Raw genomic sequence first — 16,545 nt, 5'->3', positions numbered from 1 at the left:
TTTTTACTAACCAGTATTGAGAATATTTATTTATAAAATTTATTTCCTAAGCCGAATAATATTCAAATGCCTCGATAATAAGTTCATTATCAACTAAACAATCTATTTTACAGCGCCCAATAGACTCGAGTAAGACAAAATTAATATTACCATGATTATTCTTTTTGTCATATTTAAGTAAATCAATAATTGGATCGTACTCTTCTTTCTCAATGGAAACTTTTCCATAATGACTGATAAATAAAGACTTAATATCGTCTGTCGTTTCTCTGGAAAAACCAAGTAATTCGGTAGAAATATAACAAGCCAATATCATACCTATGACGATGGCTTCTCCATGTAAAAGCGTATTTTTTTTGGAGTTACTTAAAAAATAAGATTCAATCGCGTGCCCTAGTGTATGTCCAAAGTTTAAGGTTTTTCGTAGTCCGTCTTCAAATGGGTCTACTTCAACTACATTTTTCTTGATAATAACAGATTGGTGAATTAACCCATCTAAATCCGATAAATTAAGTGCTGATAAGTCTAAGAATTTATTCCAGTAGTTCTTATCACTAATTAAACCATGTTTTAACATTTCGGCTAAACCAGAGCGCATTTGATTTGAGGGTAGTGTGCTTAAAAAAGTAGGGTCAATCAAAACTAAATCTGGATCACTAATAACACCTATTTGATTTTTTAAGTGTCCTAAATCAACTCCGGTTTTTCCACCGACGGATGCATCCACCATTGAGAGTAACGTTGTGGGAACATTTACATATGCGATGCCCCTCTTAAACGTACAGGCAACAAACCCTCCTAAATCTGTGATTACACCACCTCCAATATTTATCATTAAACTTTTTCGGTCAGCATCTAATTCAGATAATGTATTCCAGACACCAACGCAAGTATCAATAGTTTTATTTATCTCGCCCGATTCTATTTCAATAATTTCTATGGCCGTATTCGCCTGTAAGTTGGCTAGGAAAGACGGTAGACAATGTTTATGAGTGTTCTCATCTACTAAAATGAAAATCTTAGAAAAATTTCGCTTTTTAAGGTGTTCATTTATTGCGATATAGCAATCCTCGTTAAAATGAATCATACAATCTTTATAACCTATAGAATCCATAAAATAAATTATATAATTTAAGGGTGTGAAATTAAGGAGATTTTACATAAAATGGTAACATCTAGTTAATTATATTTGTTAGACATTTTAACTATTATGCAAGAAAACGAGAGGATTTTTGACAACACCGAAATCGCTTTTTCTCTGAAAAATGATTCAGAACTGGAGAGAGCTTATTTTTTGTTCAAGATGATATCTATAGAGCCTTTAGTTAAAATTGGCACAGCTGCCACAAATTTTGCCCTCAAGGCCAGTTTACCAATTGAAGGGTTAATTCGGTCTACGGTATTTGACCATTTCTGTGGAGGTGTAAATGAAGATGACTGTTTACCTGTTATTCATAAATTATATGAAAAAGGAGTGAGTTCTGTCTTAGACTATTCTGTAGAGGGCAAACAAAATGAAAATGAGTTTGATAAGGCAGTTGAAAAAGTTCTTAAAATACTTGAGTTTGCCAAAAATATTGATGCTATTCCAATAGCTGTTTTCAAACCCACGGGCTTTGGTAGACTTGAGTTGTATGAAAAGGTTGGAAAGGATAAAGCGCTATCGGTGGATGAAAAAAGAGAGTGGGAAAATATCGTTAATAGATATGATATAGTTTGTGCTAAAGCCAAGGAAAATGATATTGAAATTTTAATTGATGCTGAAGAAAGTTGGATGCAAGACGCCGCCGACCAATTAGTGACGCTTATGATGCAAAAGTACAATACCGAAAAACCTATTGTTTTTAACACTTTGCAAATGTACCGTCATGATAGATTAGACTTTTTAAAAAAGGAATACCAAAAGGCTAAAAAAGAGGGTTATTTTTTGGGTTACAAGCTGGTGAGAGGTGCTTATATGGAAAAAGAGAATGAAAGGGCTGAAGATTTGGGGTATCTATCTCCTATATGTATAGACAAAGCTACTACAGACGATAATTTCAACACTGGACTTAAATTTATAATGGATAATTTAGATCTTATTTCTGTTTTCGCTGGCACTCATAACGAGGAAAGTTCTTATTTATTGATGGATTTGATGAAACAAAAAGAATTAAACAATGATGATCCAAGGGTTTGGTTTGGTCAATTGTATGGTATGAGCGACCATATTAGTTTTAATCTAGCAAGCTTGGGATATAATGTAGCAAAATATATGCCCTTTGGACCTGTAAAAGATGTTATGCCATACCTGATTAGGAGAGCAGAAGAAAACACCTCTGTTGCTGGTCAAACTAGCCGGGAACTTAAATTGTTAAATAGCGAAAAGAAGCGCAGGAGAAGTTTGTAGCTTTAAAACACAGTCTTCTAATCGATTCTTAATATCTATATTGGTCATATTTGTTTTTAAAACAGAAATTAAATTAAAGGAAATTTTCTCTCCTGTATATCCTTGACTTGATTTTATCCTTAAAATATCATCATGTACTGTGAATTCTATATTCTCGTGCTCTGCCAATAATTCTTCCGATTTCTTTTCCCAGTCCTCAAGTCCAATAAATTCAATAGGGTATTTGTCTGTTTTTGCAATGCGACTTGAAATTTGCTTTGCTAATTCAACAACCTTGAAAGGTTTGCCCATGTTGTATGTGAAAACAAAACCATCGCCTTTAGTAAGAACCGTTGTTTTTAAGATTAATTGACACGCTCTAAATTTATTGATAAAATATTTTTCGCATTCTGAATTTGCAATGCTAATGGCTTTTCCATTTTGCACCTGTTTCATGAACTTTATAAGCAAAGAATTTTTAGATTCAAAAATATTGCCGAGCCTAATCGCTTTAAAATCTGTCTGAGAATGAATTTTCAGATAGTTTAGGTAAGCTTCAGATACCAATTTGGTTCTACCAACAACACTAATTGGATTTACAGCATTATTCGTTGAAATGAATATAAATTTTTTAACATGGTGCGCAACTGATAAGTCTGCTAAGAGTTTAGTTGAAAAAACATTAAGTCTAATAGCCTCATAAGCGTTATGTTCCATTAAAGGAATATTTTTATATGCGGCTGTATGAAATATTATTGATGGTTTGTAGTTATCAAAAAGCCAATTCATCGCTTCTTCATCTCTTACATCAACAGGAATTAACTCTGTGTTTGAGTTCTCTAACTCTTTTTCATACTTTTTGGAAAGACTAAATAGCGCAGTTTCATTATTATCTATCAATATGAGCTGTTTGAAATTAATATCTAATAATTGTTTTACAAGTTCTGCACCTAAAGAGCCAGCTGCACCAGTAATTAAAATAACATCTTTGTTGAAATTTATCCTGGAATTAAAATCCGGATTTTGTTGAGATTTGATTTGATCAATTTCTAGATCAAATCCATCTATTACGTTCTGTAGTTTTTCGTATTGACGCTTATTCATTATTCGATGAGGGAATCGATTAAATGTATTTTTTATGGTCAAAATGTAGTCATAAAATATTTTAAAAGCAAATATTAAGGAAATATTAGCTTAATTAATAGTCTTTTAACCCTATTTAAAAAGGACTTTACCTATGGTTAGGGCTATGATTTTTAAGTCGAAAAAAAAGGAACGATTGCGTATGTATGTTTTGTTATGTTCCAATTTATCAGGAATAATGACATTGATGAAATAACTTTCTGGATCATCTGCAGCTTCTAAAAGTTCAACTTCATTGCGATATTTTAATGATGCTATGCCCGTTATTCCTGGCCGTACAGATAATACAATCAAATCTTCTCTCTTATAAAAATTAACATAATATCGCAACTCTGGCCTGGGACCAACAAAACTCATATCACCCCTCAATACATTGTATAATTGTGGCCATTCATCAATTTTATACTTCCTTAAAAAATAACCTACCCTGGTAACTCTTGAATCTTCGTTTCCTAGGGTTAAAAGTCCCTCCTTTTCAGATTCAACAAACATTGTTCTAAACTTTACAATGTAAAAGTCTTTATTCGCCCTGCCAACTCTGGACTGAATGAATAAAGTCGGCCCTTTAGAATCTAGCTTAATGAGAACTGCTATTAGTAATAATAGAGGCGAAAGGACAATGAGCCCTAAAAGAGAAAAAACAAAGTCAAAACTTCGTTTAAACATTGTTATTTGTTAATTTTTAGATTTAAAATGGTAGCAATACTATCACAGTTTTCTACAGTAAAATTAACCGAATTATCATTATGACGACCTTCAACTAAATAAATTGCACAAGGTTCTTGCCTAGGAGTACTTTCAGAAAAATTGATTTCCCCGTGTTTTAAAATGTAATTTACAATTGTAGAATCATTGTTACTTGGATATATAATTTTTTTTCCACTGATATTTTTTAGGACACGTGCATCTGGTCCATAATCACATGATACTTTCTTTCCGTTTAAGAAAAAGAACAAAATAATAAGTCCTATGGAAAAACCACCAAGATAGTAACCCAAGCGCTGAATGAATTTCATAGTATGATAAAGGGTAATTGTATTTAAAAAATAAGCAAATTGGCATCACTGTAGCTCAAATCAAACCATTCTCCTACAGATTTGCTAGTTAAAATTCCGTGGTAAAAATACAATCCATTTCTTAAACCCCGATCAATTCTTAATGAATTTTCTATACCACCATCTTCTGCTATTTGCATTAGGTAAGGGGTAAATATGTTACTTATTGATACCGAAGCAGTTCGGGGATACCTAGCAGGTATATTTGGTACGCAATAGTGTATTACACCATGTTTAACAAAGGTTGGGTTGGTATGCGAAGTGACCTCACTTGTTTCGAAACAACCACCCATGTCTATACTTACATCAATTATAATAGCGCCTTTTTTCATAACCTGTACCAGGTTTTCAGATACCACAATTGGTGATCTATTTTTACCTCTAACTGCACCAATAACAACATCACAACGCTTTAAAGCTTTAGTTAAATTTTTTGGTTGAATTGTTGAAGTAAAGAATGGACGCCCCAAGTTTGTTTGTATACACCTTAATTTGGTTATGGAATTGTCAAATACTTTAACGCTGGCACCTAAACCCATGGATCCTCTAGCAGCAAATTCACCAACAGTACCTGCACCTAAGATTACAACCTCTAGAGGTGGCACACCACTGATATTACCAAACATTAAACCGTTTCCGTCTTTTGTGTCCGATAGCAATTCTGAGGCGATTAAGACCGAAGCAGTGCCCGCAATTTCACTAAGAGAGCGCACTGCAGGATAAGTACCATCGGCATCTCTAATAAACTCAAAAGCTAAAGCGGTAATCCTTTTAGAAGCTAAAGCTTCAAAATATTTCTTGGTTTGTGTCTTTAATTGTAAAGCCGAAATTAAAAGTGCCTGTGGGTTTATGAGTTTAATTTGGTCTAGAGTAGGGGGTTCTACTTTAAGTATCATAGGGCACCCAAAAACTTTTGCAGTATCCTTGGTTATTTCTGCACCTGCTTCACTATAATCTTTATCGCTAAAACTAGCGCCTTCACCTGCACCAGATTCCAACAACACTCTATGCCCGTTATTCACCAAAGCATATACAGCATCAGGAGTTAAACATATCCGTCGTTCCTGAAATGCGGTTTCTTTGGGTATACCTATAAACAGTTCACCTTTTCGCTTAAATATTTCTAGGGTTTCCTCTTGAGGCAACAGTTGTTGCTTTGTAAACGGAGAAAGGGATTTGGCCATGGATAGTTAGTTATGAAAAATCAAATTACAAATAAAAAATGTAATCAAAAACAAATCTTAATAAATTATGAAGATTGGATATGTTACAAGATGAATTTTTGTAAGTATTTTGGATTTTTTTATTGTGGATTTTCCCCAATGTATTCTCAATTAATTATTATAGTTTTGTGTTAATTGTCCGTTATATGTTAAAAAGATTATTAGCGCTCTCATTTGTACTCTTTTGTCTAAATATTTTTTCACAAGATTTTGTATTACAGGGAATTGTTCAAGACGAACAAAATAACGCTGTAGCATTTTCAAACGTTGCATTGCTAAAAGAAAACACTATTATTTCGGGTACAACTTCTCTAGAAGATGGTAAATTTAAAATTGAAAACTTAAAAGCTGCAACTTATACCATCAAAATTAGCTTTTTAGGATATAAAACTCATGAGCAACAGATAGATTTAAATTCTGATTTAGATTTAAAAACTATTGTTTTAAAAGAAAATCTTCAGTCTTTAGAAGGCGTAACCATTGTTGCTAAAAGACCAACCGTAAAACGCATGGTTGATAGGTTGGTATTTACTGTTGAGAATTCAACATTGTCTAATGACAATACATTGGAATTACTCAGCCATACTCCAGGTGTGTTAGTATATGATAATAAAATTACCATAAAAAACACGCCACCCACCATATATATAAATGACAGGCGAGTACATTTATCTGCAGAAGAAGTTGTTCAGCTTCTTGAATCAACTCCAGCCAACAATATCAAATCGGTAGAGGTTATTACCAATCCACCTGCAAAGTATGACGCAGAGGGAGGTGCTGTTCTAAATATCATAACCAGCAAAAACATTATTTCTGGTTATAGCGGAAGCATTTTTGCAAATTATAAACAAGGCTCTCAATTCCCTAAATTTGCTCTAGGTACAAGTCATTTTTTTAAGGCCAAAAAGTTAAACACCTATCTTAATTACAGCATTAGCCCAAGAAAAGACTTTATACACAACACTGAGTCTATTAATTTCATTAATAGTTCAGGTAATATATTTTCGAGCTGGGAAACCAGTTTTAAAAGAACTCAAGAAACATCAAATCAAAATATTAGTACTACGATAACGTATGATTTTGATGAGGATAATAGCTTAAAACTATCTTCTATTGTGTTAATAGCCCCCAGGAAAGTCACTAGAAAAACCTCAAACTCTTCAACTGAAATATTTAACACCAATGGCGTTCTAGATTCTATATTCAATACATTTAATCCTAGGGTAGATGAAACCTATAATATTGCTATTAATCTGGATTATGTACACAAATTTAAAAAGCCTGGTGAGGAACTAACTTTTAACATACATCATACCAATTACGACACTTCTAATTTCCAAAATGTTGACACGGATTATTTATTCCCTGATAATTCTCTTATCAGAACAAATAAGTTTCAAACATTTTCAAGCCAAGTTATTAAACTCAATACTAGTCAGGTAGATTATAGTCTTCCTTTACCCAATTCTGCCTCCCTAGAAACAGGAGTTAAGTTTGCTAATATAGATTCCGATAATATTATTGATCAATTTCTATTTAAAGACGATGAACGCGAAGAAGATTTAGAAAACTCTGATATTTTTTCATATGATGAAACAAGTTTTGCTGGTTATATTAGCTTAAGTAAAGATTGGGAATCTTGGAGTATTAAAGCTGGCATAAGGGGTGAATATACAGATACAGAAGGGTTTTCTAGAGCTAATAACGAAGCTTCAATTAATAATTATTTTAATCTTTTCCCATCGCTTTATATTGTTAATAGAATAGGTGATAATAATGAGATATATTTTAACTATAACAGACGTATTTACAGACCAAGATACAGTCAGTTAAACCCGTTCAGGTACTTTTTAAACGACAATACTTATACCTTAGGTGACCCTAATTTATTGCCTCAAATTGATGATATAATTACCCTTGGATACACATTTAATAGAGATTATACTTTTGAGCTTTATTATAGGTATGAAAAAAATCCTGCCATACAATTTATACTTCAGGACAATATTAATAATGCGTTGATATACAAATACACCAATACAGATGTGTCTTATTCTTTTGGCTTAGATTTTACCACCTATACTCAAATAGCAAAGGATTGGAGTTTGTATGTACTCTCTTCTGTTTATTATTATAATAATAGGTTTTTTGCTCCTGATGACGATACTGTTTCACTTTCTGCAGAACAATGGACAGTTTACGCTGAAGTAGTAAACTACTTCAATCTTTTAAAAGACAAAAGTTTAACTGCTAACATATCTTATATCCTGTTGTCACCAACAAATGATGGCCCAACAGATACAAGTGAGATGCATGGCTTAAATATTAACCTTAGAAAAGCTTTGTGGAACAATAAAGCCTCATTAAGTATAGGTGTTCAGGACGTATTTAATACACAAAATTTTACTGCAAGAGCAAGGTATTTAAACCAAGATTCGTTTTTAAGGTCTAGATTAGAAAACAGGTTGTTTACCGTTGGGTTTAATTATAAATTCGGTAACCGAAAACTTAAAAACAACAAAGCACAACTAGAATTGGAAGAGCGTGATAGGTTAGACTAAAAGTACTGCTTTACCTTTCCCCAGAAATTCTTAGGTGATGCTTTAAATTCATCTTCAAATTCTTGCATTGTTTTTGTCGCTACTGCAATTTTATTGAACATTCTTGCTCTTAAAAGGTATATTGTTGGTATAACTATTGCCATTATTGGAATCATGTATAAAAACTGAAACTCATCCATATTAGCATCACCAAATAGAACTACACATGTTTGGAAAATATACATAGCTATAGGTACTAAAAGTGCATGATACCACCAATGTCTACATGTAAAAAACCATAAGAATAATAGATAGAGAGGAATCAGTTTTCCGGTTAAAACCCACATAGCATAGTATGCATTATCGAAAACCGAACTCTCGTAAGTAAATAAAAATGTCTCCCATGTTTTTGTTTGAGGTACACTTTCATACAAAGAAAAAAAATAGGGAGATAAGGCAATTGCAGTAGCCAAAATACTCCCTATTATTAAATTTTTACTAGCGAACTTATCCTTATGCAAGGATTGGCCTAGTCTTTCTGTCAACTCTTGCTTCTGCAAGGATTGGTCTTGTCTTTCTGTCAACTCTTGCTTCTGCAAGGATTGGTCTTGTCTTTCTGTCAACTTTTGCTTCTGCAAGGATTGGTCTTGTTTTTCTGTCCACCTTTGTTTCAGCAAGGATTGGTCTTGTTTTTCTGTCGACTCTTGTGTTTGCTTCATCTGAACTTATTGTTTTAGTAGCAAAAGCTGAAAACAACACGCCTCCTAAAACCATGATAGCAATTAAGTACTTTTTAGTTTTCATTTTATTAAGGGATTTAATTAATTAATTACCCCAAATGTAGATAAGAACTATGGTGTACTTTTCGCTCAAATGTTAAAGAAATGTTAAAATCACTTGTTTGTTAAAATTCTGAATGTGGTTTTACCGTAAAATGATAATAACTGCTATTTTCTTTTTGGTTTTTAGTACTTTTTTGGCTGTTTTATAGGTTAATATTCTTTTTAATTTAATAATCTCAACGTTCTGGAATAATCATCATTTAAAACGATTTCTATTCTAGATAGTCGTTCAGGGGCTATGGGTTCAATGAGTTCTGGCCATTCTACAATTAACCAATTGTTAGAGTACAAATAATCTTCTATTCCAAAATCACAGGCCTCTTCCAAATCTTTAATTCTATATAAATCAAAGTGGTAAATCAAGTCTTGACCAGCTAAATATTCATTAACTATCGAGAACGTTGGGCTGCTTACTTCTTCATGGTTCCCTAAGCATTTCACTAGAGATTTAATTAAAGTAGTTTTACCGACTCCCATTTCTCCATAAAGAAATAGAATCTTACTGTCTACTTTATCAATTAACTCCTTAGCTACGTCATCAACGCTTTCTAATAAATAATTTATTTCCAAACTGAACAAATATATACTACAAAACTATAGATAAATTTTCTAAAAACCTAAGAAAAAGTGTTTTTTAACGATGTTTTATGTATTTCATGGATTATTTTGGAGATAAAACAACAAAAGGAATTACCATTTCCTCTAGAGACACACCTCCGTGCTGATATGTGTTTCTGTAATAGCTCACGTAGTGGTTGTAGTTATTAGGATAGGCAAAAAATAAATCGCTTTTGGCAAATATGTATGAGCTACTCATGTTTATTGATGGTAAATATATTTCATTCGGTTTCTTTGCCTCAAATACATCCTTATGGTCATAGGTTAGACTTCTTCCGGTCTTGTATCTTAGATTTAAACTCGTATCCCTATCTCCAATTACTTTTGAAGGGTTTTTTACATTAATTGTACCGTGATCTGTTGTTAAAATCAACTTAAAGCCTAATTGTTGTGCATGTTGTACAATTTCTAAAAGCGGAGAGTTCTTAAACCAGCTAAGTGTTAAAGATCTGTATGCTTTATCGTTAGATGCCAACTCTCTTACAACCTCCATTTCGGTTTTAGCATGCGATAGCATGTCTACAAAGTTGTAAACAATAACCGAAAGGTCATTTTTTTTAAGTGCATTAAAGTTATCAGCCAGTTTTTTACCTTTTTTAAGGTTTGTGATTTTAAAATACTCATATTTTAAGTGCTCTAAGCCCAAACGCTTCATTTGTGCATCAAGAAATTCATATTCGAACATATTTTTTCCACCTTCATCTGTATCGTTTTTCCAATAATTTGGATACAGGCGTTCCATTTCACTTGGCATCAAACCCGAAAAAATTGCATTTCTAGCATATTGGGTTGCAGAGGGCAAAATACTAAAGAAAGCTTCTTCCTTTTCTTTCTTAAAATAATTACTAATTACCGGTTCAAATGCTTTCCATTGGTCATACCTTAGGTTGTCAATCACCACAAGTAATGTAGGTTGGTATTTGCTAATTTCAGGAACAACCAAATCTTTAAATAGTGTATGAGACATTATTGGGCTTTCGCAATCATTTTGAAACCATTTGGGGTAATTTTTCTCTATAAACTTGCCAAACTGAATATTTGCCTCTGTTTTTTGAGACTCCAAAATTTCAAACATTCCAGAATCTTCAATGTCTTCTAGTTGTATTTCCCAATAAATTAACTTTTGATAAAGCTCAACCCATTCCTCATAAGAATTAACCATGGTTAAATCCATAGCTATTTTTCTAAACTCTTGTTGGTAGTTAGATGTTGTTTTTTCGGAAACAAGTCTAGAATGGTCTAAATTCTTTTTTAGGCTTAGGAGAATTTGATTTGGGTTTACTGGTTTAATCAAATAATCGGCTATTTTATTGCCAATAGCTTCTTCCATGATATATTCTTCTTCGCTCTTAGTAATCATCACAACGGGAAGATTATCTTGAATCTCTTTTATTTCGTTCAATGTTTCAAGACCGGTAATTCCGGGCATGTTTTCGTCCAGAAATACAATATCAAATTTAGTTTCACTTAATATATCTATAGCATCGCTGCCGCTGAGACAGGTTGTAACATTATAATTGCGTTGTTCTAAAAATATAATGTGGGGTTTTAGTAAATCGATTTCATCGTCAACCCATAGTATTTGTATCTTGCTCATTAAGCCGCTTTGTTATTTGTTAATGCTATATTTGTGGAAATTAACACAATTCTGAAAGTTTGAACAAACTTAAAATATTGAACGATCCAATTTACGGATTTATTACAATTCCCAATTCTTTGATTTTTGATTTAATCCAGCATAAATATTTTCAAAGATTAAGGCGTATTACCCAAATGGGTATGTCTTACTTGGTATATCCAGGCGCAAATCACACGAGATTTCAACATGCTATAGGATGTATGTACTTGATGCAAAAGGCTGTTAATGTACTTCGTTTTAAGGGAGTTACAATTTCTAATGAGGAGGAATCCGCCTTATACATAGCTATTCTTCTTCATGATATTGGTCATGGCCCTTTTTCTCATGCCATGGAGCACAGTATAGTTAACAACGTTTCTCACGAGGATATTTCCCTCTTATTTATGGAAAAGTTAAATGATGAATTTAACGGAAATTTAACGCTTGCAATAAATATTTTCAAAGGAGATTATCATCGAAACTTTATGTGTCAGTTAATTTCGGGGCAATTAGACATGGATCGTGCAGACTACTTAAAGCGTGATAGTTTTTACACAGGTGTAGCCGAGGGCAACATAAACAGTGAACGTCTTATAACTATGCTTAACGTTGTCGATAACGAGCTCGTAATAGAAGAGAAGGGTATATACAGTGTTGAAAAGTTTATAGTTGCAAGGCGCTTAATGTATTGGCAGGTGTATTTGCATAAAACAGGATTGGCCGCAGAACAATTGTTAATAAGAGTGTTAAAACGTGCTAAGCAATTACACGATATTGGTGAAGATGTATTTGTTACGAAAACGCTTTCCTATTTTTTTGAGAACAAAATAAGTATGGAGAATTTTTCTTCGAAAACTCTTGAGGTTTTTTCCGGCTTAGATGATTACGACATCATAACTGCAATGAAGCATTGGCAGAATCATGGAGATTTTGTTTTAAGAAAATTAAGTGACATGATTATTCATAGAAATTTACCAAAAATTAAGATTAAAGATAAGCCGATAAAAGAGAAGTCTATTGAAAATCATATTTCAACCTTTATGAGGAAATACAATATTTCAAGAGAAGAGGCCGAATATTTTGTATTTAGTGGTGATATTTCTAACCAAGCTTATCAATTAAAGGACAAGCGCATTAACATATTATACAAATCTGGTAAAATCGTAGACATAACAAAAGCTTCAGACCATTTGAACATTAAAACACTATCGAAACCCGTTACGAAATACTATATATGTTACCCAAAGGAGTTACATATCTAATCTCGGAATAATTAATAAGAATTCTAGGGTTAATACTTTGGTACATTTTTCCTATTTTTGCGCTACTAAACTAAAAAAACAAACTTTCTAAGTGTGAAATTTACAGCACAACAAATAGCAGGTATTCTGGAAGGTGATGTAGTTGGTAACCCAGAAACCGAAGTATCAAAATTATCGAAAATAGAAGAAGGGACTGAAGGGTCTCTTACTTTTTTAGCCAACCCTAAGTACACATCTCATATATATACTACCAAAGCTAGTGTTACTATTGTAAATAAATCATTTATTCCTGAAAGTGAGATTAGCACAACCTTAATTAAGGTAGAAGATGCATACAAATCCTTTTCTAAATTATTAGAATATTACAACGAGGTAAAAAACAATAAGCAAGGTATTGAACAGCCTAGCTTTATTTCAGATTCTGCGAAGTATGGAGATAACATATATGTTGGTGCATTTTCATATATAGGAGAAAACGTCACCATTGGTGATAATGTGAAAATATTCCCCAATAGTTACATTGGAGATAATGTTACCATAGGAGACAAAACTGTAGTTTTTTCAGGTGCTAAAATATATTCTGAAACGGTAATAGGTAAACATTGTGTTGTAAATGCGGGGGCCATTATTGGAGCCGATGGTTTTGGTTTTGCCCCTAACGAAGAGGGAGAATACAATAAAGTACCACAAATAGGCAATGTAATTTTAGAAGATAATGTTGATATAGGAGCTGCTACCACAATAGACCGAGCTACATTAGGATCAACCATCATAAGAAAAGGGGTGAAATTGGACAACCAAATTCAAATAGCTCATAATGTAGAAATTGGAAAGAATACGGTGATAGCTGCTCAAACAGGTATAGCGGGTTCTACAAAAATTGGTGAAAACTGTCAAATAGGAGGTCAGGTTGGAATTGTTGGACATATTTCAATAGGTAATAATGTAAAAATTCAAGCACAATCTGGTATTGGACGTAATGTAAAAGACGACGAAGTGCTTCAAGGCTCTCCTGCATTACCATATGGTGACTATAACAAATCTTATGTCTACTTTAAAAACTTGCCAAAAATCGTAAAAACAATAAACGAACTAGAAAAAAAATAAATGGGAATAGTTACTACCGAAATTAAACAAAAAACCATTAAAAATGAGATTTCGCTTACTGGAGTTGGACTGCACACCGGTAAAGACGTTACTTTAACATTCACCCCAGCACCAGCAAACTTTGGTTTAGCTTTTAAAAGAATAGATCTAGAAGGCGCTCCTGTAATAGAGGCAGATGCAAACTATGTAACAAACACCCAACGCGGAACTCGTTTAGAGAAAAATGGTGTAGCCATACAAACTTCAGAACATGTTCTTGCTGCCTTAGTTGGATTAGATATAGATAATGTTGTTGTGGAATTAAATGCTTCAGAACCTCCAATTATGGATGGTTCTTCAAAATTCTTTGTTGAAGCTATAGAAAAAGCCGGGATACAGGAATTAGATGCATATAGAGAAGAGTTCGAGGTAACCGATATTGTGTCTTACACAGATGAAGAGTCTGGTAGTGAAATTTTGGTAATGCCAGCAAAAGAATATCAAATTACCACTATGGTCGATTTCGGAACTAAAGTGTTGGGTACTCAAAATGCTACGCTAAAGAAAGTATCAGATTTCAAAAAAGATTTTGCAAACTCACGTACATTCAGCTTTTTACATGAAATAGAAATGTTATTGGAGCACGGTCTTATTAAGGGAGGCGATTTAAATAATGCTATCGTTTATGTAGATAAAGCATTATCCCCTGAGACGATGGAAAATCTTAAAGTTGCTTTCAAAAAAGACTCTATCGCGGTTAAGCCAAATGGTATTTTAGATAATTTAACCCTTCATCACCCTAATGAGGCCGCTAGGCATAAGCTTTTAGATGTTTTAGGTGATTTAGCTTTGGTTAAAACTAGAATTAGAGGAAAAGTTATAGCAAATAAACCTGGGCATTTTGTAAATACTCAGTTTGCTAAAAAACTTTCAAAGATTATTAAAAATGAGCGCCGAAATAATGTCCCAAATATTGATTTAAATCAACAGCCTTTAATGGACATCACACAAATAATGGCCATGTTACCACACAGACAGCCATTTTTGCTCATAGATAAGGTATTCGAGCTTAGTGATAATCATGTTACAGCAACAAAAAATGTAACAATGAACGAGGAGTTTTTCAAGGGGCATTTCCCGGGAGCTCCTGTTATGCCAGGTGTATTGATTGTTGAAGCTATGGCACAAACTGGAGGGATACTTGTTTTAAGTACAGTTCCTGATCCAGAAAACTATTTAACATTCTTCATGAAAATGGACAATGTTAAGTTCAAACAAAAAGTATCACCTGGAGACACTCTAATTTTTAAGTGTACGTTAATAACACCTATCCGTCGCGGTATTTGTCATATGCAAGGATATGCCTATGCTAATGGTAAACTGTGTGCAGAAGCAGAGCTTATGGCTCAAATAACTAAAGTTAAATAAAATGAATCAACCACTTGCTTACGTACATCCTGGCGCAAAAATAGCCAAGAACGTTGTAATAGAACCTTTTACCACCATTGGAAACGATGTTATCATAGGAGAAGGAACATGGATAGGTAGTAATGTAACTATTATGGAAGGTGCCAGAATTGGTAAAAACTGTAGTATTTTCCCTGGATCTGTTATTTCTGCCATACCTCAAGACCTCAAATATGAAGGTGAAGATACAACGGTTGAAATTGGGGACAATGTAACCATTAGAGAATGTGTTACCATAAATAGAGGAACTTCAGACCGAATGAAAACCGTAGTTGGTGACAATTGTTTAATTATGGCATATTGTCACATAGCTCATGATTGTATCGTTGGCAAAAACTGTATTTTTTCCAATAATAGTACACTAGCTGGACATATAACTATTGGTGATTATGTAGTTTTAGCTGGGATGACAGCTGTTCATCAGTTTGTTTCTGTAGGTAATCATGCTTTTGTAACTGGTGGTTCGTTGGTTAGAAAGGATGTTCCTCCTTTTGTCAAAGCCGCTCGTGAACCTTTATCTTATGTTGGAATAAACTCTGTTGGATTAAGAAGACGAGGCTTCACCACAGAAAAGATAAGGGAGATTCAAAATATATATCGTTTCCTTTACCAAAAAAATTATAATAACACCCAGGCTTCTGAAATTATTGAAGCAGAAATGGAAGCCACACCAGAGCGAGATGAAATTCTTCAGTTTATAAAGAATTCTCACCGAGGTATAATGAAAGGATATTTTAAATCAAATTAATGATATGATTACTACAAGTGATATTAGAAACGGATTATGTATTAGATATAATCATGATATTTTTAAAATTATTGAGTTTTTACATGTAAAACCAGGAAAAGGTCCTGCCTTTGTTAGAACAAAACTAAAAAGTGTAACTTCAGGAAAAGTTATAGATAATACGTTTTCTGCTGGACATAAACTGGATGATGTAAGAGTAGAAACAAATAAGTTTCAATATTTATACAATGAAGGAGAGACTTTTCACTTCATGAACACAGAAGACTATTCTCAAATTGAACTTCAAAAAGCTACATTGGATAGCCCTGATTTAATGAAAGAAGGGGAGGTTGTCACAGTGCTTATAAATACTGAAGATGACATGCCGCTTTCTGTTGAAATGCCTGCTAATGTTGTTTTAGAAGTAACACATACAGAGCCAGGAGTTAAAGGGAATACAGCTACCAATGCCACAAAACCTGCTACTGTAGAAACAGGTGCTATTGTTAATGTGCCATTGTTTATCAATGAAGGCGATAAAATTAAAGTTGAAACTGATAAAGGTACATACAAAGAGCGTATTAAAGAATAAACAT

The 16,545-nt window shown here is 33.3% G+C and carries 16 protein-coding genes; 7 read left to right on the top strand and 9 right to left on the bottom strand.

The window, feature by feature from the left end; translation table 11 throughout:
- Positions 1 to 46: 46 nt before the first annotated feature.
- The gene (gene aroB, locus M0214_RS12895) at positions 47 to 1,114 is read right to left on the bottom strand and encodes a 3-dehydroquinate synthase (RefSeq protein ID WP_248722976.1); all 1,068 of its coding nucleotides are present in this window, start codon (positions 1,112 to 1,114) and stop codon (positions 47 to 49) included.
- Positions 1,115 to 1,210: 96 nt separating this feature from the next.
- Between aroB and M0214_RS12890 the strand changes: the two genes are divergently transcribed.
- The gene (locus M0214_RS12890) at positions 1,211 to 2,389 is read left to right on the top strand and encodes a proline dehydrogenase family protein (protein WP_248722975.1); all 1,179 of its coding nucleotides are present in this window, start codon (positions 1,211 to 1,213) and stop codon (positions 2,387 to 2,389) included.
- Here the strand turns inward: M0214_RS12890 and M0214_RS12885 are convergent.
- The 4 genes from M0214_RS12885 to M0214_RS12870 all read right to left on the bottom strand — a co-directional run bounded on the left by M0214_RS12885 (position 2,354) and on the right by M0214_RS12870 (position 5,750).
- Positions 2,354 to 3,472: an SDR family NAD(P)-dependent oxidoreductase gene (locus M0214_RS12885; protein ID WP_248722974.1), complete on the bottom strand. Its 1,119-nt coding sequence runs from the start codon at positions 3,470 to 3,472 to the stop codon at positions 2,354 to 2,356. The genes M0214_RS12890 and M0214_RS12885 overlap by 36 nt on opposite strands.
- A gap of 111 nt (positions 3,473 to 3,583) precedes the next feature.
- A complete protein-coding gene (locus M0214_RS12880; protein ID WP_248722973.1) occupies positions 3,584 to 4,177 on the bottom strand; it encodes a sugar transferase in 594 nt (197 codons plus the stop codon).
- A gap of 2 nt (positions 4,178 to 4,179) precedes the next feature.
- Positions 4,180 to 4,527 (bottom strand): hypothetical protein, encoded by a 348-nt coding sequence (locus M0214_RS12875; protein ID WP_248722972.1) that lies wholly within the window; start codon positions 4,525 to 4,527, stop codon positions 4,180 to 4,182.
- 23 nt (positions 4,528 to 4,550) lie between these two features.
- Positions 4,551 to 5,750 (bottom strand): alanine dehydrogenase, encoded by a 1,200-nt coding sequence (locus M0214_RS12870; RefSeq protein WP_248722971.1) that lies wholly within the window; start codon positions 5,748 to 5,750, stop codon positions 4,551 to 4,553.
- A 185-nt stretch (positions 5,751 to 5,935) separates the two neighbouring features.
- Here M0214_RS12870 and M0214_RS12865 point away from each other — a divergent pair, with 185 nt between their 5' ends.
- On the top strand, positions 5,936 to 8,350 hold the full coding sequence (locus tag M0214_RS12865) for an outer membrane beta-barrel protein (protein ID WP_248722970.1): 2,415 nt from the start codon (positions 5,936 to 5,938) through the stop codon (positions 8,348 to 8,350).
- Here the strand turns inward: M0214_RS12865 and M0214_RS12860 are convergent.
- The 4 genes from M0214_RS12860 to M0214_RS12845 all read right to left on the bottom strand — a co-directional run bounded on the left by M0214_RS12860 (position 8,347) and on the right by M0214_RS12845 (position 11,386).
- A complete protein-coding gene (locus M0214_RS12860) occupies positions 8,347 to 8,874 on the bottom strand; it encodes a hypothetical protein (RefSeq protein WP_248722969.1) in 528 nt (175 codons plus the stop codon). The genes M0214_RS12865 and M0214_RS12860 overlap by 4 nt on opposite strands.
- A complete protein-coding gene (locus M0214_RS12855; RefSeq protein WP_248722968.1) occupies positions 8,843 to 9,133 on the bottom strand; it encodes a hypothetical protein in 291 nt (96 codons plus the stop codon). The genes M0214_RS12860 and M0214_RS12855 overlap by 32 nt, the downstream gene beginning before the upstream one ends.
- Before the next feature lie 200 nt (positions 9,134 to 9,333).
- On the bottom strand, positions 9,334 to 9,741 hold the full coding sequence (gene tsaE, locus M0214_RS12850; protein ID WP_248722967.1) for a tRNA (adenosine(37)-N6)-threonylcarbamoyltransferase complex ATPase subunit type 1 TsaE: 408 nt from the start codon (positions 9,739 to 9,741) through the stop codon (positions 9,334 to 9,336).
- A 91-nt stretch (positions 9,742 to 9,832) separates the two neighbouring features.
- Entirely contained in the window at positions 9,833 to 11,386 is a 1,554-nt protein-coding gene (locus M0214_RS12845) for a bifunctional response regulator/alkaline phosphatase family protein (RefSeq protein ID WP_248722966.1), read from the bottom strand.
- Between the two features lie 77 nt (positions 11,387 to 11,463).
- Here M0214_RS12845 and M0214_RS12840 point away from each other — a divergent pair, with 77 nt between their 5' ends.
- The 5 genes from M0214_RS12840 to efp all read left to right on the top strand — a co-directional run bounded on the left by M0214_RS12840 (position 11,464) and on the right by efp (position 16,541).
- A complete protein-coding gene (locus M0214_RS12840; protein ID WP_248722965.1) occupies positions 11,464 to 12,669 on the top strand; it encodes an HD domain-containing protein in 1,206 nt (401 codons plus the stop codon).
- 93 nt (positions 12,670 to 12,762) lie between these two features.
- The gene (gene lpxD, locus M0214_RS12835) at positions 12,763 to 13,776 is read left to right on the top strand and encodes a UDP-3-O-(3-hydroxymyristoyl)glucosamine N-acyltransferase (RefSeq protein WP_248722964.1); all 1,014 of its coding nucleotides are present in this window, start codon (positions 12,763 to 12,765) and stop codon (positions 13,774 to 13,776) included.
- Entirely contained in the window at positions 13,777 to 15,183 is a 1,407-nt protein-coding gene (locus M0214_RS12830; protein WP_248722963.1) for a bifunctional UDP-3-O-[3-hydroxymyristoyl] N-acetylglucosamine deacetylase/3-hydroxyacyl-ACP dehydratase, read from the top strand.
- A 1-nt stretch (position 15,184) separates the two neighbouring features.
- Positions 15,185 to 15,970 carry an acyl-ACP--UDP-N-acetylglucosamine O-acyltransferase gene (lpxA, locus tag M0214_RS12825; protein WP_248722962.1) on the top strand — a complete coding sequence of 262 codons (786 nt, stop codon included), beginning with the start codon at positions 15,185 to 15,187 and terminating at the stop codon, positions 15,968 to 15,970.
- A 4-nt stretch (positions 15,971 to 15,974) separates the two neighbouring features.
- Positions 15,975 to 16,541: an elongation factor P gene (gene efp / locus M0214_RS12820; RefSeq protein WP_248722961.1), complete on the top strand. Its 567-nt coding sequence runs from the start codon at positions 15,975 to 15,977 to the stop codon at positions 16,539 to 16,541.
- Positions 16,542 to 16,545 lie beyond the last annotated feature (4 nt).

Source organism: Seonamhaeicola sp. ML3, assembly GCF_023273855.1.
Classification (GTDB): domain Bacteria; phylum Bacteroidota; class Bacteroidia; order Flavobacteriales; family Flavobacteriaceae; genus Seonamhaeicola.
This window is presented reverse-complemented; position numbering and strand designations above follow the sequence as displayed.